We start from the raw sequence: 20,702 nt of genomic DNA, 5'->3' as shown, positions 1-20,702 counted from the left end.
ATTTCCGGCCAGGGTCGGCGGGCGCTACGCGGTGGCGAGCAGCAGTCCGGTGTCCGGGTCGTACCAGCGGCTCGCCTCGGGCGGGAGGCGCAGGGCCAGCGCGCTGCCGGGTTCGGCGCGGAACCCGGCCGGGGCCTGGATCTTCAACGCCTGCCCGGCGACCTCGGCGGTGAGCAGGGTCGACGAGCCGAGCGGCTCGAGCACCTGCAGTTCGCCGCGCACGGTGCCGGGATCGCCCATCACGACCGCTTCGGGCCGGATGCCGAGTCGCAGCTCGCGGCCCTCGAACGACGACAGGGCCGCGGGGACCGCCAGCGATTGGCCGCCCAGCTCGAGGCGCGCGGCCGCGACCGTGCCGGTGAGGAAGTTCATCGGCGGGCTGCCGAGGAAGCCGCCGACGAATTCGGTGGCGGGCCGGTCGTAGACGTCGGTCGGGGTGCCGGTCTGCGCGATCCGCCCGTCGCGCAGCACCGCCACGCGGTGGCCCAGCGACAGGGCCTCCACCTGGTCGTGGGTGACGTACACGGTGGTGGTGCCGAGTTCGGCAACCAGCTTCTTCAACTCGGCCCGGAACGACATCCGCAGCAGCGCATCCAGATTCGACAGCGGCTCGTCCATGAGCAGCACATCGGCGTCCATCACGATCGCGCGGGCGACCGCGACCCGCTGGCGCTGGCCGCCGGACAGCTGCGCCGGGTAGCGGTCCAGATACGGCGTCAGCTGCAGCAGGTCCGCGGCCCAGGCGACCTTGCGGCGGATCTCCTCGGCGGGCACGCCGTGCACCCGCAGGCCGAATCCGATGTTGTCGGACACCTTCTTGTTGGGGAACACCGCATAGGACTGGAACACCATCGACAGGTTGCGCCGCCGCGGTTCGAGATAGGTGACGTCGCGGCCGCCGATGACGATCTGCCCGGAGTCGGGCAGGTCGAGCCCGGCGATCATGCGCAGCAGGGTGGTCTTGCCGCAGCCGGACGGGCCGAGCAGCACCATGAACTCGCCGTCGGCGATCTCCAGCGAGACGTCGTCGGTGGCGCGCACGGTGCCACCCGGATAGGTCTTCACCAGCTCGCGCAGGATCACCTCAGCCATACCGAAACCCCTGTTCTCCGACGTCTCATCGCAGCGTCGTCCCCCACATGTTCACCAGATAGCGCCGCATCACCAGGATGAACAGCAGTGCCGGGACGATCAGCGCGAACCCGCCCGCGAACCGGTACGGCGTGGACGCCTCGCCCAGCGCGGTGAGCACCTGGGCGGGCAGCGTGCGGTGGCTCAGTGTCACGATGGTCGCGCCCAGGATCTCGTTCCAGGACAGTACGAAGGTGAAGATGGACGACGCCGCCAGGCCCGGAAGGGCCAGCGGCACAACGACTCTGCGCGCGGCCTGCCATCTGCTGCAGCCGAAGACGCGGGCCGCCTCCTCGAGATCGGCCGGAACCGAGACGAAGATGCTCGCGGTGATGAGCACCGTGGTGGGCAGCGCCAGCACCGTGTGTACCAGCGTGACCGCCAGCACCGTGTCGTAGACGTGCAGGTGCAGGAAGATCGTCGCCAGCGGCACCGACAGCACCACGATCGGCAATGCCCGCACCAGCAGCACGAACACCTGATACGCGTCCCGTCCACGGAAGCCGTAGCGCGCCAAGGCATATCCCGCCGGAGCACCGACGACCAGCGACCAGAACACGGTGTAGAGCCCGACCAGCACCGAATTCCCCAGGGCCGCGGCCGTTCCGGTGGCGCGGAAGAACGACACCAGGGTGTCGGCCGAGAATTCGTCCGGCGCCAACGGCTTCGGGAAGCGGTTGAGCGCCTCGCGCGAGGAGAACGCCGACAGGGCGACGAGCACGATCGGCAAGGCCATGAACAGCGTGATCACCACGCACGCGACCTGAACACCCACGGCCCGCCACCGCCGCCTGCGCAGCGGCGCGCGATCGATCGGCGGAAGGGTTTTCATCGCGCGCCCTCGGGATCTCGGACGGTGCGGAGGTAGAAGAACGCGGTGGCGAGGGAGATGGCCAGGACGACCAGCGATACGCAGCTCGCGACCGCGGGGTTCTGAAGGTTCGAGTACCACTGGTAGGTCTCGCCGACGAGCAGCGGGAAGTCACGGCCGGTGAGGGCCTGGGCGACGGCGAAGGCCTGGAGCGCCAGGATGGTGCGCAGGATGAGGGCCACCTGGAGACTGGGCCCGAGCAGCGGCAGCGTCACGTGCCGCAGCCGCTGCCACGGATTCGCGCCGAACACCTGGGCGGCCTCGTCGTAATCGCGTGGGAGCAGCTGCATTCCGGCGATCACGATCACGAACACCAGCGATGTCGCCCGCCAGATCTCGGCGACCACCACGGCCAGCAGCATGGTCCCGGTGTGCTGATAGCCGAGCCACTGCACCCCGTCCTCGGACAGCCCCAGCCACACCAGCAGCGAATTCAGGTATCCGCGATTGCCGAAGACGGCCAGCCACACCAGTCCCGCGGCCAGCTCCGAGACCGCCAGCGGCACGCACCACAGGTAGAAATGTGCGGCGGCGAACCGCGGCCGCGCCTGCAACAGCAGCGCCATACCGATCGACAACACCAACTGGATCGGCACCACGATCACGATCAGTAGCAGCGTATTGCGCAGCGCGGGAAAGAAATACGGGTCGTCGACGAGACGCCGCCAGTGCGCGAGGGTGAAGCCGTGGTCGTCGCGGAACGCCGCCGCCACCGCCTGTACCAGCGGCCAGCCGAACAATGCCGCCAGCAGCACGATCGAGGGCAGCAGCAGAAGCCACGGCGAACGCAGTCGTGCGGCCATCGCTCACCCCACCCGGCACGGTTCGGACACGGGATCCGGCGCCCAGCACGGCACGCGCAGATCGTCGAGGATGCCCTGCAATACCCGCGCCTGCTGGTCGAGCGTGGCGCGAATATCGTTACCGCCCAGCACGATCGAACGGAAACTGTCCTGGAACACCTTGCTCACCTCGCCTTCGCGCTTGCCGAGGCCGACCGGCGGCAGCGACAGTAGCGCACCCGGCGCGTCCCGCTGGCGGCGCAGCGCCTCGGCCTCCGATATGGCCGCCGCGGGCAGGTCGCCGGGGACGGCGGTGTCGACGGACGGGAAGAAACCGTTGGAGCGCAGCAACTCGAGCTGTGTCTGCGGCTGGGTGAGGGTCGCGATGGTGCGTTGTGCCAGTTCGGGATCCGGGCTGTGCTTGGGCACCGCCAGCCCGGTGACCACGGCCATGTACCCGAGGCCGTGCGGACCGCGCGGGGCGGGCAGCATGCGCCACCGCTGCGGCTCGCGGGCGGGCGCCTGCGCCAGCCGGACCACGTGATCCCAGGCCATGCGCACCTCGCCGCTGTCCAGCGCGTCCTGCATGAAGTCGTAATTGGTGCTGGAAGGCGCGCAGTTGGACCACAATTCGCGAAAGTACTGCCAGGCCGTCACGGCCTCCGGCGACCGGAAGGTGGTGATCTGGCCGCCGGTGAACGACGGCAGCAGAAAGCCCTGCACGAACCGGTGCAGCAGCCCCTTGGGCCCGGCGGGAAGGCCGAGCATCGGCCGGTTGCCGTTGGCGCGCCGCGCGGCGACGGCCCAATCCAGGAACTGGTCGTAGGTCAGCGCGTTCGCGTCGGCCCCGGAGGGCAGGTGCTGCAACGCGTCGGCGTGCGCAGCGAGCACGTAACTCGCTGTGGCCCAAGGGATGTACCAGGTGCGGTCGGTGCCGACCCGGGCCAGGCGCAGATAGTCGGCCGGCCACCCGCGCTCGCCGAGGTCGGCCAGTAACCCGGTCAGGTCGTTCAGGTAGCCGTCGGCGAGCGGGGCCAGGTCGCCGTGCAGCCCGCCGAGCAGCCCGATCTGTGTCGATCCCGCGTCCACCTGACTGCGCACCTGACCCGCGAACGGGCTCTCCTCGATGGTCACGTAGCTGACCCCCGGCGCGGCGCGGCCGAGCAGGGCCCGGAACCGTTCGGCCTCGTCGGCGGGCCGGAACTGGGTGGACAGGAACACCATTCCGCCGGCGCCGCTGGTCACGAAGCCGGTGCAGGCCGCGGACAGTGCCGCCACACCGAGACCCGCCGCGCGCAGGAACGCGCGTCGCGGCGCACCGGATGCGAGCATCGGCGGCTCCCTGGGGGCAGCGGTGGTGATCTTGGCTCGATGGTCCGGAAAACTTAAGCGCCGTCCCCGGTGTTGTCAACGCGACGGCCACGCAGGAGCCCGGCGAAGACCATGCACCCGGTGATGATCCCGAGGGCCGCCCAGCCCGGGAGCACCGAAGCGCGCCCGTTGAATTCGCACACCAGCCCGCCGCCGGGAGACGGCGACTCGGAACACGAACCGTAACTCAGCCGGGTGCGCAGCACCAGGATCGCCGACGGCGTCACGATCATCACCAGCCCGATCACGCGGGTCGAACCACGCTGCGGCAGCGCCGCTCCGAGCGCGTAACCGGCGATGAACGCGATCACGAAATTGCCGATATTGTCGACGACATCGTTGCGACTGTGCAGATAGGCCAGCAGCGTCGCGCAGAGGGCCAGTGCCGCGGTCGCGGCGAAACCGGCCTCGGGCTTGGGCCACCGCAACCCCGCCGCCAGCCCGGCGCCGGTGAGCACGATGAACCACGGCAGCGACCACACCGGCAGCGTGGCCGAGATCATGGCGTTGCCCGACGCCGTCACCGACACGGCCATCAGCACGAACAGGCCCTCCCGGCCGGGTAGCGCGAGCGCGGTGACGCCGAACACGAGCGTGGCGATCGCGAGCGCCGCGACGACCACGACCATGCTGTCGCCGCGCCGGGACAGCCATTCCGCCGTCGCCGTCTCGGTACCGATCAGCACCAGCGCCGCGACGATCGGCGCCATCGGCAACTCCACCGACAACCGCGGTGCGGTATCGCCGCGGCGATTCAGGTAGGTGCTGACGATCACCATCGCGACCGCGGCGCCGACCAGCCAGGCCGGCGGCGAATCCGTGGCCGTCCAGGCGTCGGTCCGGGTGCCGCCGGAGCGTTGCGTGCTGGGCAGCGCCTCGGCGACGGAGATGCTGGCGACCATGCCGAGCACCCAGCCCGCGCTCGGTATCCGGCGTCCGACGACCGCGGCGCCGATACCGCCGAGCAGAATTCCGCCGGCCACCGAGTCGACGAAGTTCAGCGTGGTCAGGGGTGCCGTCGGGCCGGAGGTGTAGCCGATCTGGTGAACGGCCGCGACGGTCACGATGCCGCCGAGCGTGGTGCACCAGGACGCCAGTTCACTCTCCGCGGCGGTGAGCACCGTCGCCACGACCACGGCCACGACCGCCCCTGCCGCGACGGCGCGCGGCTGGCTGAAGGCGAGCAGGTTCAGTTGCAGCGGCGAGGACTCGCTGGTCCACCGGAAGTCGATGGGCAGGGCCAGCGACAACCCCGCAACGAGGGTCGTCAGGAAGGCCGTGGCCGTGTCCACACCGGTGTGGATGCGTCGCACTTGCCGAAAGTACCTGGTGGCGGCCCCGCGTTCCGGACGAAACGCCGACGGCCCGCGGTCAGCTCACCGCGGCGCGGATGGTCTCCCGCAGCGAGCCGAGCGTGGCGACGACGGCGGTGGGTTCGTAGCCGCAGTGCGCCATGCAGTTCGCGCAGCGGGGATCGTTGCCGCGGCCGAAGTTCGACCAGTCGGTATCGTCGATCAGCTCCCGGTAGCTCGCCGCGTAGCTGTCCTCCAGCAGGTAGCAGGGGCGCTGCCAGCCCTTGAGCGAGTAGGACGGGATGGCCCACGCCGTGCACTGGAAGTCGACCTTGCCCTCCAGGAAATCCAGATACAGCGGGGAGTGGTTGAGCCGCCACTTCTTGCGGCGCCCGTTGCCGAAGGCCTTCGCGAACAGCTGGTGGGTCTGCGAGACGCCGAGCCAATGCTCCTGGTCGGGCGCCTTCTCGTAGGCGTAGCCGGGCGCGATCTGCATGTGGTCGACGCCGAGTTCGTCGTTGAGGTAGTCCAGCACGTCGATGACGTCCTGTGGCGAGTCCAGGTCGTAGAAGGTGGTATTGGTCATCACCCGGAATCCGGCCGCCTGGGCCTGCCGGATCGCGTCCACGGCCTGATCGAAGACGCCGTCCTTGCACACCGACGCGTCGTGCCGTTCCCGCAGTCCGTCGACGTGCACCATCCACGCGAAGTTGCGGTGCGGGGCGAACTTGTGCAGGTGCTTGGGCAGCAGCACGGCGTTGGTGCACAAGAAGACGATCTTGTTGCGGTCCAGCAGTTGCCGCACGATCTCATCGATCTGCGGGTGCATCAGCGGTTCGCCGCCGGCGATGGACACCATCGGCGCGCCGCACTCCTCGATCGCGCCGACGGCCTGTTCCACCGGCATACGTTGTTTGAGCAGCTCGTGTGGATGCTGGATCTTGCCGCAGCCGGCGCACTTGAGATTGCACGCGAACAGCGGCTCCAATTCGACCAGGATGGGGAACTTCTCGCGGCGCAGCACCTTCTGCTTCGCGAGATAGGCTCCCAGGCGCAGAGATTGACGCCAGGGCATGGGCATTCAACTCACCTCCCGAGGGTGGAACGAAAGTTCGTCGGCGACAGTGGTTTCGCGCACCCGGACCGGACCCAGGCCGGACAGGGCGTCGAGCAGATCGGTGGTCAGCGCCGGTGGAGCGGAGGCGGCGGCGACCACCGCGATCCGGCGGGCGCCGCGCAACAGCGCCAGGTCGACGCCCTCCACGCTGTCCACCGGATGTACCGGAATGCCTTGGTTGGCGGCCAATTCCGGCAACCCGGCGGTCAGGCATTCCCGGCCCGGGGCCGAGGGGGCGGTCCAGACGTATTTGCCGGTGACGCGGACCGAGCGGGAATCGAATGCGCGGGTGGCGTCGGCCGCGGCAGAGGAGCGGAGCAGCAGCACGAGATCCACTCCCGGCGCACGCCGTCGCGCGTACCGTGACCCCGGTGGCGCATCGGCGGCGGGGGGACCGAACAGCAGCACCTCGCGCTCGCCGATTGCCGCCGACCACTGATCGAGAACCGGTGCGGCACAGCGCAAGGCGTGCAGGGCGCGGATACCGCGCAGCACCGTGCCCGGATGCACCAGCGGTGCGTCCAGGGTGTCGACGATGGCGCGGATCACGACGGTGCGGCCGTCGGGCACGGCGTCGGCGAGGAACGCCGACTCGGTGTCCACGGCGAGGGCGCCGGTGGCGGCCAGCCGGACGCGAGCCGGGCCGTCGACGACGCGCTGGGCGGAATAGATGGGGCCCAGATGAACTCGCAGGCCGAGGTGCCGCAGGGCCGAGTACAGCAGCGGCGCGGCCTTACTGGGCAGCACCGCCCCGGCGCGGCGGATCTCCTGTGCGACAACGAGATCCCCGGGCAGCACGCGCGGGTCCAGGCCGCCCGCGACACCCGCGACGGCGATCGGACCGGCCGAGGCGTCCAGCCGGTGGGCCGGTCCGCGGCCGGTGCGCACCACGGGAGTGGCGATCGCGCCGCGCAGTGCCGCCCACTCGCTTCGCAGTGGGGCGCAGACGGTTCCGGGTCGCATCGCTCAGCCGCCCGTCTGCCGGTCGCGGATCGCCGCCGGGCCGCGCAGGTACCGGCCCAGCGCCCAGATCGGGAACACCACCCGGTACAGGTGATAGTTGATGTAGAAGTCGCCGGGGAAGCCGGTGCCGGTGAACAGGTCCTCGTCCCAGCCGCCGTCGGGTCGCTGGGTCTCCACCAGCCAGCGGACCCCGCGCTCCACCACCGGCGAGTCCACGCCCGCGGCCAGCAGCGCCAGCAGCGCCCAAGCCGTCTGCGAGGCCGTCGAGTCGCCGTGCCCGATCCAGGCCGCGTCGCGATAGGAGCGCAGGTCCTCGCCCCAGCCGCCGTCGCGGTTCTGGTGGATCTGCAACCACCGCACGGCCGCTCGTATCGGCCGCGAGCGCGGGTCCACACCGGCGGCGATCAGCGCCGGGACCACCGCGCCGGTGCCGTAGATGTGGTTGGCGCCCCAGCGGCCGAACCATGAACCGTCGCGTTCCTGGTGGTCCAGCAGCCAGCGCACGCCGCGCTCGCACTCCGCGTCGGAGGCGCGGCCCAGCGCCGCGAGCATCTCCACCACGTGCGCGGTGACATCGGCCGAGGGCGGATCGGTGACCGCGCCGAAATCACAGAACGGCAGATCCGCGGGCAGGGAGGAGGTGTTGTCGGCGTCGAACGCGGCCCAGCCGCCGTCGGCGGACTGCATGCCGACCGTCCACTCGGCCGCGCGTTCGACCGCCGCCCGCAACCCCGCCGGATCGGGAAGCGAAACCTGGTGCAGGGCAAGGACTATCAGCGCGGTGTCGTCGGTGTCCGGGTAGCGGTCGTTGGCGAATTCGAACGCCCAGCCGCCCGGGGTCAGGTCGGGGCGGCGCACCTGCCAGTCGCCGCCGACGGTGACCTGCTCCGCCAGCAGCCAGTCGGTGGCCCGCAGCACGGCCGGGTCGTCGGCGGGTTCGCCGGCCTCCTGCAGCGCGACCAGCGCCAGCGCGGTGTCCCATACCGGCGATTGGCAGGCCTCCAACCGGCGCAGTTCGCCCTCGGGCGTCTGCTCGCGAACGACGAATCCCTCCAGCCCCTCCAGCCCGGCGCGGACCGCCGGATGATCCAGGGAGTAGCCGAGCAGGTGCAGCGCCAGCAGCGAGTACACCCACGGCGGCTGAATGCCGCCCCACCCGCCGTCGGCCTCTTGGCGGGCCAGGATCCATTCCGCGGCCTGCCTCATCGCCAGATCGCGCACCCAGCCGAGCGGTCGGCGCGCGTAGCCGTGCAGCACGGTGTCCAGCCGCTGGAACACGCCTGCGATGCTGGCGATCGAACTGCGTTGCGCCGGAGCGGTTCCGGCGCGCAGCTCGGCGATGTCGAAGGGCAGCGGGCGGACCGGGCGCAGGGTCGCCACCACGGTCAGCGGCACCACGGTCTGCCGTGCCCAGCAACCCCAGTCGTAGATGTTCAGCGGGAACCAGGAGGGCAGGAAGATGAGTTCCGGCGGCAGATTGGGCAGGTCGTCCCACGACCACAAACCGAACAGCGCCAGCCAGATTCGGGTGAACACGCGGCTCGCCTCGACGCCGCCCCCGGCGCGTACGAACTCCGCGGCCGCGCGCATGTGCGGGGCGTCCGGGGAGTCACCGGCCAGCCGCAGCGCCACCCATGCCTCCGCCGTGGTGGACAGATCGCCGGGGCCGCCGTGGAAGGTCGCCCAGGTTCCGTCCTCGCGCTGCTGGGACCGGATCCAGCGGGCGGCCGGTTCGGTCACCTCCGGTGTGCTGATGCCCAGGAAGGCGCGCAGTAGCAGGTCCTCGGCGTCCATCGTCACGTTGGTGGCCAGTTCGCCCTTCCACCAACCGGTTTCGTCCTGCAACGAGCGCAGGTGGGCGACCGCCGCCCGCAGCGCGTCGTGGACGGACGCGAGATCCTCGGCCCGCGCGTCGGTCGTGTCGATCACTGTCATACTCACGCACTCCGTTCGACGATGAACTTCGCCAGATCCGTCAACTCCCGGTGGCACTGCGGCGGCATGGGGACCGCGGCCAGCGCCTGTTCGGCCAGCGCGACCCGCCGCCGGGCCTCGTTGCGGGCCCAGCGCCGCCCGCCGCCGCGGTCGACCAGCTCCGCGGCGTATCGCAAACCGTCCTCGTCCGGCGCCTCCGGACGCGAGAGCCACTGCGCCAATTCGTGTCCCGTGGTGCCACCCGCCTCCATGGTCCAGACCACCGGCAGCGACTTCTTGCGCGACCGCAGATCCGACCACACCGGCTTGCCGGTCACCTCGGGTTCGCCCCAGATGCCCAGCAGGTCGTCCACCAGCTGGAAGGCCAGGCCGACGTGGTGGCCGTAGCGTTCCATCGCGGTGACCGTGCGGGCCGGGGCGCCGGTGAGCACGGCGCCCACCGCCGCGCTGGCCGACAGCAGCGCCGCCGTCTTGCCCGACGCCATCCGCACGCATTCGGCCAGACTCACCTCGCTGCGCTGCTCGAATTCGACATCGGCGATCTGCCCGCGGATCAGCTCACGGGTCGCCCCGCCGACGATCCGGCTGGCCGGTATCGCATGCGGCACAGCGGGATCCAGCAATACCTCGTGTGCCAGCGACAGCATCGCGTCACCGGCGAGCACCGCGACCGGATCGCCCCAGACCGACCACACCGTCGGGCGGTGCCGGCGGGTGGTGTCGCGGTCCATGAGGTCGTCGTGGACCAGCGAGAAGTTGTGCACCAGCTCCACCGCGACCGCACCGGGTATGGCGTCGGCGGCGTCCCCGCCGGTCGCCTGTGCCGTGAGCAGCGCCAGCCGGGACCGGATGGACTTGCCGCCGTTGCCCGCCACGGCGTGACCGTGCTGGTCGCACCAGCCGAAGTGGTAGGCGACCACGGTGCGGAGGGAATCGTCGAGCCGGCTCACCGCCTCGCGTAACGCGGCCCGCACCGCGTCACTTCCGGTGCCGACGGCAGAAAGGATCGTTGTAGTCACCGAACCACCTCCGTTGCCCGTGCCTGATGCTGTTCGAAGTCGGGTGTGCCGGTCATCGGACGACCTCCGCGGCGGGTGTCCGGGCGTGGTCCGAAACGAGTTCGGCCACAGCGGATTCCCCGCTGCGCACGGCGCCCTCCATGGTCGCGGGCCAGCCGGTGGCGGTCCAGGCGCCGGCCAGGTACAGGCCGGGCAGCGCGGTGCGGGCCGTCGGGCGCAGGCGCGCGCTGCCGGGAGCGGGGCGGAAGGTGGCGTGCCGCTCGCGGGTGACGAAGAAGTCGCGGACCTGCGCCGTGCGAGTGGCGGGCAGCAGCCGGTGCAGGGCCGGGAGGAAGCGGTGGCGCAGTTCGGCGGTGGGCAGGTCGACGAGGTCGTCGGCGGCGGAGACCGAGACGGCGAGATACTGGCCGCCGGTCGCGGTGTCGCCCAGCCCGGAGGCCGCGGTGCGGTCGAAGACCCACTGCGCGTCGGTTCCGAGTCCTGCCAGGAACGGCTCGGTCATCACCGTCCGGTCGTAGACGGCGTGCACGTTGATGATCGGCGAGTTATCCAGCGCCACAGCCCAATTCGATGGGAGGCCCACCGAGTCCGGCGGCAGCAGGGTGGCGGCGGCGTCCGGTGGGACGGCGAGCACGACCGCGTCGGCCGCGGCGGTGTCGCCGTCGACCGAGATCGCCCACCCGCTCCCGTTACGCTGGATCCCCGCCACTTTCGCGCGGGTCACCACCGCGACGCCGGCGGCGGCGAGCGCCCGCTGGGCGGCCTCGCCGTGCAAGCGGCCCAACGGTATTCGCGACCAGCCGATGTCGGCGGCATCCGATCGGGTCAGCAGGCCGATTTGGAAGACCGTGGCGGCCAAGGCCAGCGAGACGTCGTCGGCGCGGGCGTTGAGCGTGGCGATGCCCACCAGCTCCCACAGGCTCTCGATCGCCGCGCGATCCTGCCCGTGTGCGCGGAGCCAGTCCCCGAAACTCGTGTCGTCGGTGCGCGGATCGTCGGCGTCGACCGCGCGCAACGCCAGCGCGGCCCGCACGAAACGAGCCCGCGCGGCCGCCGAAATCCACGGATAGCGCAGCAGCGCCCAGCTCAGATGCAGCGGCGCGGGCACCGGAAGACGGCGCAGCCGACCACTGACGACGGGGAATCCGGCATCGTCGGTGGCGCGGTCGAGGAGCGGGCCGCGCACCGGGATATCCAGGCGCTCTTGCAGATTCACGTCGCTTTCCACGCCGAGCCGGGCCAGCAGCGCGCGGTACCGGTCGCAGCAGCGCAGGAATACATGCTGGCCGTTGTCCACCGCGAGACCGGCGCGGTCGAAGGAATAGGTCAAGCCGCCCAGACGATTTCGCGATTCGAACAGCGTCACCCGATGCCCGGCGTCGGCACAGCCGAGCGCCGCGGTGATGCCCGCGAGGCCGCCGCCGACCACCGCCACCCGCGCGGTCATCGCGGACCCCGCGCCGTGCGGGACCGGTCGCCATCGCCGGTCAGCGCCGCCGAGGACCGCAGCAGCGCGCTGGAGGCGACCCGGGCCTTCTCCCAGGCCGACAGCGACAGCCGCCGGTCGTACACCGCGGCCGGATTGGCGCGGATACGGGCGTTGAGCTGCCGGTAGATGCCCGCCATGGCGGCGCAGCAGGCGGCGCTGCGGCTGTCCAGTTCCGGCAGCAGCCGCAGGCCGAGGCAGTACCAGTTCTCGGCGCGTTCGGTGGCGTCGCGAATCAGCGCCGCGAGCCGGCCGTCCGGGTCGTCGAGTGCGCCCGTGGCGTCGAATTCCAGCCGGATCCCGTACCGGTCCAGCTCGTCGGCGGGCAGGTACACGCGGCCGTTGCCGAGGTCCTCACGGATGTCGCGCAGGATGTTGGTCTGCTGTAGTGCGATGCCCAGCTGATCGGCGAACAGCGGCGCCCGCGGATCGGCGCCCGTGCCGAACACCGACAGGCACAACCGGCCCACCGCACCCGCGACACATCGGCAGTACGTGGTCAGCGCGGCGAAATCGGCGTAGCCGACGCCGTCCACGTCCATCTGCACGCCGTCGATCAATTCGCCGAACGCCGACATCGGCACGGGGTAGCGGCGCGCGGTGTCGGCCACCGCCAGCAGCACCGGATCGTCCTGCCCGGCCGGGTCGTCGAGCCGCTTGCGCAGCACCGCCAGCGCCTCGGTCTTGGCCGCCGGCGCCAGATCGCCGTCGCCGATGTCGTCTATCCGGCGGGCGAGCGCGTAGAGCGCGCACAGGGCCGAGCGTTTGTCCGGCGGCAGCAGCCGGATGCCGTAGAAGAAGTTCTTCGCCTCCGTGCGGGTGATCCGCTCGCACTCGGCGTAGGCCTCGGTGCGAGTGGGAAGAGTGGCCGTCATCGGGTGACCACCGCCGCGCGGCCGAGCAGCGTCACCATCGTGCGGACCGTGTCGACGTGCCGGGGTGTGGGTTTTCGCAGCCACACGTCGCCGTCGGCGGCCCGCAACGCCCGCGCGGTGGCGTAGCCGCCGGCGACGTAACCGGCCACGGCCATCCGCGCCCAGCCGGTGAGCCGGCCGACCAGCGCGGCGCCCTCGTCCAGCAGATCCATCGCCCGGTCCACCTGCCGCAGCACCACCGCCCGGCAGCCGGTCGCGCCGGTGGTGAGTTGCGCCTCGGCCACGCCGAAGTCGGCCAGATCCTCCTGCGGCAGGTAGATCCGCCCGGCCAGGTAGTCCTCGGCGACGTCCTGGCAGTGCTCGAGCACCTGCAGTGCCGTGCACACCCGGTCCGACAGTGCGACCGTCGCGGGCGTGGCCTGGCCGAACACCGCGAGCACCAGCCGCCCGACCGGATCGGCCGACAACCGGCAGTAGCCCAGCAGGTCCTCGAACGTGGGATACCGGGCGACCCGCTGGTCGACCAGGTTGGCCTCGATCAGCTGCTGGAACGGTTCCTGGTCCAGCCCGCACGCGGCCACCGTGGGCGTCAGCGCCGCGAACACCGGATTCGCCGGTTCACCCCCGGACCACACCAGCGCCAGATCGGCACGCAGCGACAGCAGCTGGGCGGTCCGGTCACCGGCCGCCCGGTCGCCGACGTCATCGATCATCCGGGCCGTGGCGTACACCGCGTGCAGGTGATCGCGTTGCTCGCGGGGGAGCCAGCGCAGCGCGACGGGGAAGTTCTCCTCCTGTTCGCGGGCCCGGATTCGTCGGGGCCCGGCCGTGGCTGCGTCCATTATTCGATGGTGAGCGCTACTCTGCGCGCAAATCTTCAACCAACGAGGTGATTTCGGACGGTCGTATTTGTCACGGGGGGATAATCGAGGCCGGAGGGATTCGAATGAGCATCTCCGACAAAGAATTTCAGGTTAAACCGGACGCGGTAGAGCGGCTGGCGACCGAACTCGATGCTAGAATGCCCGTCCTTCTCGACGAGGTCCGGGACATGCTCGCCGCCGAGTGGCCCAACTACGCGGGCTTCCTCGACCAACACCATCCGGACGTGGCCGAGGCGGGCGTGCTGTTCGTGCACAGCCTGCTGGAGATGGCCGAGCACGGGCCCGCACCCGGCCGCGCGCGGGGCGGCGAATACACGCGGGCGCGGCTGGTCTTCGAACAGATCGGCCGGCGGCACTTCCAGGACGGCCTGGAGCTGTCGTACCTGCTCACCGCCTACCAGGTCGGTGCGCGGGTGGCCTGGCACCACGTCGCCGCGACCGCGCTGGAGCTGGAACTCGAGCCGCAGGTGCTCGCCGCCCTCGCCGAGGCCGTGTTCGTCTTCGTCGACGAGTTCTCCACCGCGTCGGCGCACGGGTACGTGCTGGAGCAGTCGGCCGCCAGCGCCGCCCGCGAGCGCCGCCGCGAGGAGTTGGCCGAACTGCTGCTGTCGGGCCGTTCGGACGCCACCGACGTCCGCGCGGCCGCGAACCGCGCCAGCTGGCCGCTGCCCGCCGACGCCGCGGTGGTGCTCGCCGATCCCGACGACGCCGATTCCCGGACCGCCCTGGATCGGCTCGGCCTCAACGCGCTGCCGATCCGCCGCCCCGACGCGACCGGGGTGATCGTGCCGAACACCAACGGCGGCAACGGGCAACTGCCCCGGCTCGCCGCGGTGTTCCGGGGTCGCGCGGTCGTCATCGGCGGCCCGCTGTCGCTGGACCTGCTGCCGGTCGGCATGCACATCGCGCAGACGGCGCTGCGCCTGCGCCGCGGCGGGGTGCTGCGCGACAGTCCGGTGGTCGTCGGCGACCAGCTCGACACCATCATCGCCAACCGCGACGAGTGGCTGCTGTCGGTGCTGCGGGAGCAGGTGCTCAAACCGGTGCTGGAACTGCCCGAGGGCACCCGCGACCGGCTGATCGAGACGCTGCGCAGCTGGCTGTGGCAGATGGGCGATCGACAGGCCATCGCGCACGAACTCCATATCCACCCGCAGACCGTCCGCTATCGCCTGGCCCGGCTGCGCGAGCTGTACGGCGAGCGACTCGAATCGCCCCGCGAGCGCGCCCGCCTGTTCCTGGCGTTGATCTGGGACATGCCGCACGAGCCGCCGGAGTAGGGGTTCGCGGCGACCGAAGATGCTTCGGTCAGCGGCCCGCACCGGCCCGGTATCTCGCTTATATGAATGACACACCGGCGTAATGGAGAATTATCTTCAGCAAGATAGATCTCTGATCGCAGTTTTTTCATACTTTGGTCAACGGGACGATGGCATCCAGCGGACACAGGAGCACAGGTGAAGATCGGAATCCCCCGCGAGGTCAAGAACCACGAGTACCGGGTCGCGGGCACCCCGGCCGGGGTACGCGAACTGGTGGCGCGCGGCCACGAGGTGTTCATCGAGTCCGGCGCCGGCGTCGGATCGCCGTTCGACGACGACGCCTACGCGCTCGTCGGCGCGCGCGTGCTGAATTCGGCGGACGAGGTCTGGGGCGTCGCGGATCTGGTGCTGAAGGTCAAGGAGCCGGTGGCCGAGGAGTATCCGCGGATGCGGGCGGGCCAGGTGCTGTTCACCTACCTGCACCTCGCGGCCTCGGCGGAATGCACCGACGCGCTGCTGCGCTCGGGCATCACCGCGATCGCCTACGAGACGGTGACCGGCCGCGACGGCTCGCTGCCGCTGCTGGCGCCGATGAGCGAGGTGGCGGGACGGCTGGCGCCACAGGCGGGCGCCTATCACCTCATGCGCAGCGGCGGCGGCCGCGGCGTGCTGATGGGCGGCGTGCCCGGTACCCGTCCGGCGAAGGTCGTCGTCATCGGCGCGGGCGTGGCGGGCCGCAATGCCGCGGCGGTCGCCGTGGGCATGCACGCCGACGTCACGGTGCTGGATCTGAACATCGCGCCGCTGCGCGAACTCGACGCGCAGTATCAGGGCCGGGTACACACGGTCATTTCCAACGCGCAGGAGTTGGAGAATTCTGTGCGCGAAGCGGATCTGGTGATCGGGGCGGTGCTCGTGCCGGGCGCGAAGGCGCCGAAGCTGGTCTCCCACGAACTGGTGCAGCAGATGAAGCCGGGCTCGGTGCTCGTCGACATCGCCATCGACCAGGGCGGCTGCTTCGCCGACTCACATCCCACCACGCACGCCGAGCCGACCTATCAGGTGCTCGAGTCGGTGTTCTACTGCGTGGCCAACATGCCCGGCGCGGTGCCCTACACCTCGACCGTCGCGCTCACCAATGCCACACTGCCGTACGTCATTTCGCTCGCCGACCGGGGCTGGCGCGCGGCGGTCGCGGCCGATGCCGGACTGGAACAGGGACTGAGTACCCATCAGGGACTGCTGCTGTCGGAGAGCGTCGCCGCCGCGCACGGCTATACCGCGCAGCCGTTCGCCAAGGTGTGAACGCCCGCGCTCAGCGTCCCGGGCGGACGCGGGGACGGACGTGTTCGAAGATGAGGATCGTCTCGGTGCGGGCGACGGCCGGATGGGCGCTCAGATTCTCCAGCACGAACATGCGCAGCCGCTCGGTGTCGGCGGTGGCGACGTGCACCAGGAAATCGTCGGCGCCCGCGATGAAGTAGACGTTGAGCACCTCGTCGAGCGCGGCCAGCTGGCCGCCGAAGTCGGCGAGGTGCTTGCGCGCGTTGGCCTGCACCCGCACCGAGACCATCGCCTGCAGGCTGCGCCCCAGCGCGGCCGGATCGATATCGGCGTGAAAGCCCCGGATCACCCCGCGTTCGACCAGCGACCGGACCCGCCCCAGACAGGTGGACGGGGCGATCCCGGCGGCCGCGGCCAGCGCGTTGTTCGTCATGCGCCCGTCGCGCGCCAGCTCGTCGAGCAGGACGCGGTCGACGTCGTCCAGGGCTACTGCGGCCGCGGGATCGTTCTTCGGCATGGGCTCACCGTATCGAACGAAATTCGGCGATCCGGCCGAACGAACGCCGAATCCGCTTTCCGCACCGTCCGAATCAGCGCACCGATTCGGAGTCCGTCCGGCCGGTCAGGGGACGGCGGGCGAGCCGCCCGGCGCCACCGGGAGACCGGCGGACTTCCACGCGCGGAAGCCGCCGATCAGATCGGTGGCGTGGGCCAGGCCGAGGCGGTGCGCGTCGGCGGCGGCCAGGCTGGAGGCGTAACCCTCGTTGCAGACCAGGATCACCGGGGTATCGGCCGCGAGCCCCGGCAGCCGGTGGTCGCCGGTCGGGTCAAGCCGCCACTCCAGCACGATGCGCTCCATCACGACCGCACCGGGAATCTCGCCCTCGTCGAGCCGGTTCGCGTGCGGCCGGATATCAACGATCAGCGCGCCCTCGGATTGCAGGGCCGCCGCCTCCCGGGGCTCCACCCGGATCAGGCGCGACCGGGCACGGGTGAGCAGTTCGTCTACGGCACTCATACCTACACCCTTCCGGCACCCGGTTGCCGGTCGATCACCGGGGCACCGCGTCGGCCGCTCATATGCCCGCGAAATCCGTCAGGTCGCGGTATTCGCGCACCGGCCGCAGCGGCGGCGAGTACGCGTGCACCGTGGCCGCCGGGCCCGCGCTGCGGTTGTCGAGCCGGTGGGCGCGCTGCGGGCCGAAGGCCACGGTCTGCCCCGCTCGCCAGTGCGCCCGCTGCACGGGACCGCCCGCATGGCGGTACTCCTCGTTCAGCTCGCCGACGGTGACGGTGAACGCGCCCGACGCCCCGCCGTGGTCGTGCGGTTCGGTGCCCTGGCCGGGCGCCCACGACAGCAGCCACAGCTCCACGCCCATGGTCAGGGCCAGCCGGGTCCACCAGCGCTGGCCGGAGTCGAAGCGGACGATGTCGAGCAGCGGCGTCGCGAATTCGGCGGCGACCGCCTCGGTCAGCTCGCGCAGTTCCGCGGGTGACCACAGCGTGCGGTCCGGGTGTACGGCGTCCTGTAACAGCGGCACGTCTACGGCGGGGTGAATGTCCTTGGCATGCTTCAGATTCACCGGTAGTGACGTGGTCACCCTGTGCGCTCCTGACGGGTCGAATGGACGGAACCAGCTCGGATTGTCCGCTACCGCGGCGGCTCTGCCATCGGACAGGATCAGCGTGAGCAAAATCGCCGGACCGTTCGAACCCGCGGACAAGCATTGCGCTCAGGCCGATCGAGAGTGCAGACACCGCAACCGATTTCCCCCTACGGTCAGCGCAGCCGAGGTAAAAGGAAGTCCGATGTTCTTCGCCCGCAACGGCCGTCGCGGCCGCCGCCGCGCGCTGGTCGCCACGATGCTCGCCGCCGCGGTGCTGCTCACCGGCGCGTGTGGTGCCGACGACCCGGAAAACGAGGTGCGCACGGCCGACGGCCAGAGTTTCGACCTGGCACCGGAACAAGCGGGACGGGTGCACGCGGAGCGAGTGGACGCGATCGCCGCCAAGGTGCCGCAGCCGATTCGCGACCGCGGAACGCTCGTGGTCACGGGCTCGGCCACGACCGGCCCGCCGCTGCGTTTCACCGCCACCGACGACCGGACCTACATCGGCTCGGAGGTCGACTTCGCCGCGCTGGTCGCCGACATTCTGGGCCTGCGGCTGGAGCTGCGTTCCGCCGACTGGGCGCAGAACTTCGTGGCCGTCGACTCCGGCGCGGTGGACGCGTTCATCTCCAATGTCACCGTGACCGAGGAGCGCAAGGAGAAGTACGACTTCGCCACCTATCGCCTCGACACTATCGCGCTGGAGGCGCCGAAGGACGCCACGTGGGCATATCAGGACCGGAAGTCGCTGGCGGGCAAGCGGATCGGTGTGGGCAGCGGCACCAACCAGGAGCAGCTGCTGGTCCGGTGGAACGAGCAGAACGTCGCCGAGGGGCTGCCGAAGATCGATATCGCCTACTACCAGCAGACCACCGACTACTACCTGGCGCTGTCGTCACGGCGCATCGACGGCTTCCTCGGCCCCAATCCCGTTGCGGCATACCACACCGCGACCACCGGCCAGACCAAGATCCTCGCCACCTATTCGGGCGCCGGCGACGCGCTGCAGGCCGAGATCGCCGCGCTGACCCGCAAGGACAACGGCCTGATCGGGCCCATCCACGAGGCGCTGCAATACGCCATCGACCACGGCAGCTATCAGAAGCTGCTGGAGCGCTGGAACCTGCGGAGCGAGGCGGTATCGGCCTCGCGCGTCAACCCGCCGGGACTGCCGAAGCAGCAGCGTTGATCCACCCACACCCCTGGAGAATTCGATGAAACGACCCGTGGCCCTGCTGGGTGCCGTCGCCGCCGTCGCGAGCCTCGCGGCCTGTGGCTCCGACTCCGGCGATACCGCCCCGGCCGGACCGCCGCAGCCGGGCGGCACCCTGCGCTACGGCCTGTCGCTCGCGCCCACCTGCTCCGATCCGGCGCAGTCCGGCACCAACCAAACCCTGTATGTCACAAGGCAAATCGTAGACTCGCTGACCGACCAGAACCCCGAGACGGGCGCGATCACGCCGTGGCTGGCGCAGAGCTGGGAGGTGAGTCCGGATGCCAAATCCTTCACCTTCCACCTGCGGCCTGGCGTGACCTTCAGCGACGGCACGCCGCTCACGGCGACCTCGGTGCAGAAGAACTTCGATGCCATCGTGCGTACGCTGACCGGCGCGAAGGCGCCGCTCGCGGCGAGCTATCTGGCCGGATACACCGGCACCACCCCGGTGGACCCGCTCACGGCCCGAGTGGAATTCGACCGGCCGAACGCGCAGTTCCTGCAGGCGTCCTCGACGCCGCAGCTGGGTATTCTCGCCGACGCCGCCACGGTCGGGTCGGCCGACGAACGCTGCCTGGGCAACAATATCGGCAGCGGGCCGTTCACCTATGCCGAGTACAAGCAGGGCGCCTCGGCCACGCTGGCGAAGCGAGCCGGATATGCCTGGGGGTCAGCGGTTTTCGCGCACCAGGGCGAGGCGTATCTGGACCGGATCGAGTTCACGGTGGTGCCCGAGTCCGGGGTGCGCGCGGGCAGCGTGTCCTCGAACCAGCTCGACGCGGTCAGCGACGCGCTGCCGCAGGACGCGCCGCAGATCGAGGCCACCGGTGGAAAGGTGCAGGTGACGCCGAATCCGGGTCTGCCGTTCGGGATTCAGCCCAACGTCACCCGCGGACCGCTGCGGGACGCGGCCGTGCGCGCCGCGCTGGAACCGGCGATCGACCGCCAGGAACTGGTGGATACGGTGCTGGGTCCACAGTTCCGGCCCGCCAGTAGCCCACTGGGCTCGAAAACTCCTGGCTACGTGGACCTTTCCACCTCGCTGCGATACGACCCCGAGGCCGCGCGCCGCCGCCTCGACCAAGCGGGCTGGGTGCCCGCCGGCGACGGGATCCGGGCCAAGGACGGCGTGCGCCTGTCGTTCGGCATCCTGTTCAGCCGCGCGTTCGCCGGGAACCAGGCGATTCTCGAGCTGATCCAGCAGCAGTTGCGCAAGGTCGGCGTCGATGTGCAGTTGCAGGTCGCCTCCGACGCGGAGTACACGGCGCGGCAGAATGCCAAGGATTTCGACTCGGCGTACTACAACATCACCCGCGCCGACGGCGACATCCTGCGCACCACCTTCGGTCTGGCCGACCGCAATCTCAACGCGCGCGGCCCGATCCCGCCGTTGGATCAGGCGCTCTACGATCAGCTGCAGATCACCGACCCCGCCGCGCGTGCGCAGCTGATCGGCCAGGCACAGCAGCTGGTGCTCGACAACGGGCTGTGGATACCCACCATCGAGCTGTCGCAGGCGATCGGGGTGGCGGGCACGGTGCGGGACTTGAGGTTCGAGGCCTCCGGGCGGTTGCAGTTCCACGACACCTGGTTGCGCAAGTAGG

Annotated in this window: 19 protein-coding genes; 4 read left to right on the top strand and 15 right to left on the bottom strand. The window is 70.5% G+C overall.

The window, feature by feature from the left end:
* Positions 1–24: 24 nt before the first annotated feature.
* From QH470_RS20515 to hpnC, 12 genes are read right to left on the bottom strand one after another with little or no spacing between them, the layout of a single operon-like run.
* Positions 25–1,092 carry an ABC transporter ATP-binding protein gene (locus QH470_RS20515; RefSeq protein ID WP_280274018.1) on the bottom strand — a complete coding sequence of 356 codons (1,068 nt, stop codon included), beginning with the start codon at positions 1,090–1,092 and terminating at the stop codon, positions 25–27.
* 25 nt (positions 1,093–1,117) lie between these two features.
* Positions 1,118–1,963, bottom strand: coding sequence for a carbohydrate ABC transporter permease (locus tag QH470_RS20510; RefSeq protein ID WP_280274017.1), 846 nt, complete (start codon positions 1,961–1,963; stop codon positions 1,118–1,120).
* The gene (locus QH470_RS20505) at positions 1,960–2,805 is read right to left on the bottom strand and encodes a carbohydrate ABC transporter permease (protein WP_280274016.1); all 846 of its coding nucleotides are present in this window, start codon (positions 2,803–2,805) and stop codon (positions 1,960–1,962) included. The genes QH470_RS20510 and QH470_RS20505 overlap by 4 nt, the downstream gene beginning before the upstream one ends.
* 3 nt (positions 2,806–2,808) lie before the next feature.
* On the bottom strand, positions 2,809–4,116 hold the full coding sequence (locus QH470_RS20500) for an ABC transporter substrate-binding protein (RefSeq protein WP_280274015.1): 1,308 nt from the start codon (positions 4,114–4,116) through the stop codon (positions 2,809–2,811).
* Between the two features lie 53 nt (positions 4,117–4,169).
* On the bottom strand, positions 4,170–5,468 hold the full coding sequence (locus QH470_RS20495) for a hypothetical protein (protein WP_280274014.1): 1,299 nt from the start codon (positions 5,466–5,468) through the stop codon (positions 4,170–4,172).
* A 58-nt stretch (positions 5,469–5,526) separates the two neighbouring features.
* Positions 5,527–6,528 (bottom strand): adenosyl-hopene transferase HpnH, encoded by a 1,002-nt coding sequence (gene hpnH / locus QH470_RS20490; RefSeq protein ID WP_280274013.1) that lies wholly within the window; start codon positions 6,526–6,528, stop codon positions 5,527–5,529.
* Positions 6,529–7,527 carry a phosphorylase family protein gene (locus QH470_RS20485; protein WP_280274012.1) on the bottom strand — a complete coding sequence of 333 codons (999 nt, stop codon included), beginning with the start codon at positions 7,525–7,527 and terminating at the stop codon, positions 6,529–6,531.
* Positions 7,528–7,530: 3 nt separating this feature from the next.
* On the bottom strand, positions 7,531–9,462 hold the full coding sequence (gene shc / locus QH470_RS20480; protein WP_280274011.1) for a squalene--hopene cyclase: 1,932 nt from the start codon (positions 9,460–9,462) through the stop codon (positions 7,531–7,533).
* A gap of 2 nt (positions 9,463–9,464) precedes the next feature.
* Positions 9,465–10,481, bottom strand: coding sequence for a polyprenyl synthetase family protein (locus tag QH470_RS20475; protein WP_280274010.1), 1,017 nt, complete (start codon positions 10,479–10,481; stop codon positions 9,465–9,467).
* 52 nt (positions 10,482–10,533) lie between these two features.
* Complete coding sequence (gene hpnE, locus QH470_RS20470; protein ID WP_280274009.1) at positions 10,534–11,928, bottom strand: hydroxysqualene dehydroxylase HpnE; 1,395 nt, start codon at positions 11,926–11,928, stop codon at positions 10,534–10,536.
* Entirely contained in the window at positions 11,925–12,842 is a 918-nt protein-coding gene (gene hpnD / locus QH470_RS20465; RefSeq protein WP_280274008.1) for a presqualene diphosphate synthase HpnD, read from the bottom strand. The genes hpnE and hpnD overlap by 4 nt, the downstream gene beginning before the upstream one ends.
* On the bottom strand, positions 12,839–13,684 hold the full coding sequence (hpnC, locus tag QH470_RS20460) for a squalene synthase HpnC (RefSeq protein ID WP_280274007.1): 846 nt from the start codon (positions 13,682–13,684) through the stop codon (positions 12,839–12,841). The genes hpnD and hpnC overlap by 4 nt, the downstream gene beginning before the upstream one ends.
* Positions 13,685–13,788: 104 nt before the next feature.
* Between hpnC and QH470_RS20455 the strand changes: the two genes are divergently transcribed.
* Positions 13,789–15,006, top strand: a complete 1,218-nt coding sequence (locus tag QH470_RS20455) for a PucR family transcriptional regulator (RefSeq protein ID WP_483243875.1) — start codon at positions 13,789–13,791, stop codon at positions 15,004–15,006.
* A gap of 177 nt (positions 15,007–15,183) precedes the next feature.
* Positions 15,184–16,293 carry an alanine dehydrogenase gene (gene ald / locus QH470_RS20450; protein ID WP_280274005.1) on the top strand — a complete coding sequence of 370 codons (1,110 nt, stop codon included), beginning with the start codon at positions 15,184–15,186 and terminating at the stop codon, positions 16,291–16,293.
* 10 nt (positions 16,294–16,303) lie between these two features.
* Here the strand turns inward: ald and QH470_RS20445 are convergent, their stop codons facing one another.
* The 3 genes from QH470_RS20445 to QH470_RS20435 form a co-directional block, all read right to left on the bottom strand.
* Positions 16,304–16,789, bottom strand: a complete 486-nt coding sequence (locus tag QH470_RS20445) for an Lrp/AsnC family transcriptional regulator (protein ID WP_280274004.1) — start codon at positions 16,787–16,789, stop codon at positions 16,304–16,306.
* A 105-nt stretch (positions 16,790–16,894) separates the two neighbouring features.
* Positions 16,895–17,290: a rhodanese-like domain-containing protein gene (locus QH470_RS20440; RefSeq protein ID WP_280274003.1), complete on the bottom strand. Its 396-nt coding sequence runs from the start codon at positions 17,288–17,290 to the stop codon at positions 16,895–16,897.
* Positions 17,291–17,348: 58 nt separating this feature from the next.
* Positions 17,349–17,873: a cysteine dioxygenase gene (locus tag QH470_RS20435; protein ID WP_280274002.1), complete on the bottom strand. Its 525-nt coding sequence runs from the start codon at positions 17,871–17,873 to the stop codon at positions 17,349–17,351.
* 208 nt (positions 17,874–18,081) lie between these two features.
* Between QH470_RS20435 and QH470_RS20430 the strand changes: the two genes are divergently transcribed.
* A complete protein-coding gene (locus tag QH470_RS20430; protein ID WP_280274001.1) occupies positions 18,082–19,071 on the top strand; it encodes an ABC transporter substrate-binding protein in 990 nt (329 codons plus the stop codon).
* 25 nt (positions 19,072–19,096) lie between these two features.
* A complete protein-coding gene (locus QH470_RS20425; protein WP_280274000.1) occupies positions 19,097–20,701 on the top strand; it encodes an ABC transporter substrate-binding protein in 1,605 nt (534 codons plus the stop codon).
* The last annotated feature ends 1 nt before the right edge of the window (position 20,702 follow it).

Source organism: Nocardia wallacei (genome assembly GCF_029868745.1).
GTDB classification, from domain to species: domain Bacteria; phylum Actinomycetota; class Actinomycetes; order Mycobacteriales; family Mycobacteriaceae; genus Nocardia; species Nocardia wallacei_B.
The sequence above is the reverse complement of the archived record's forward strand: the minus strand, read 5'-3'. Positions and strand labels throughout refer to the sequence as shown.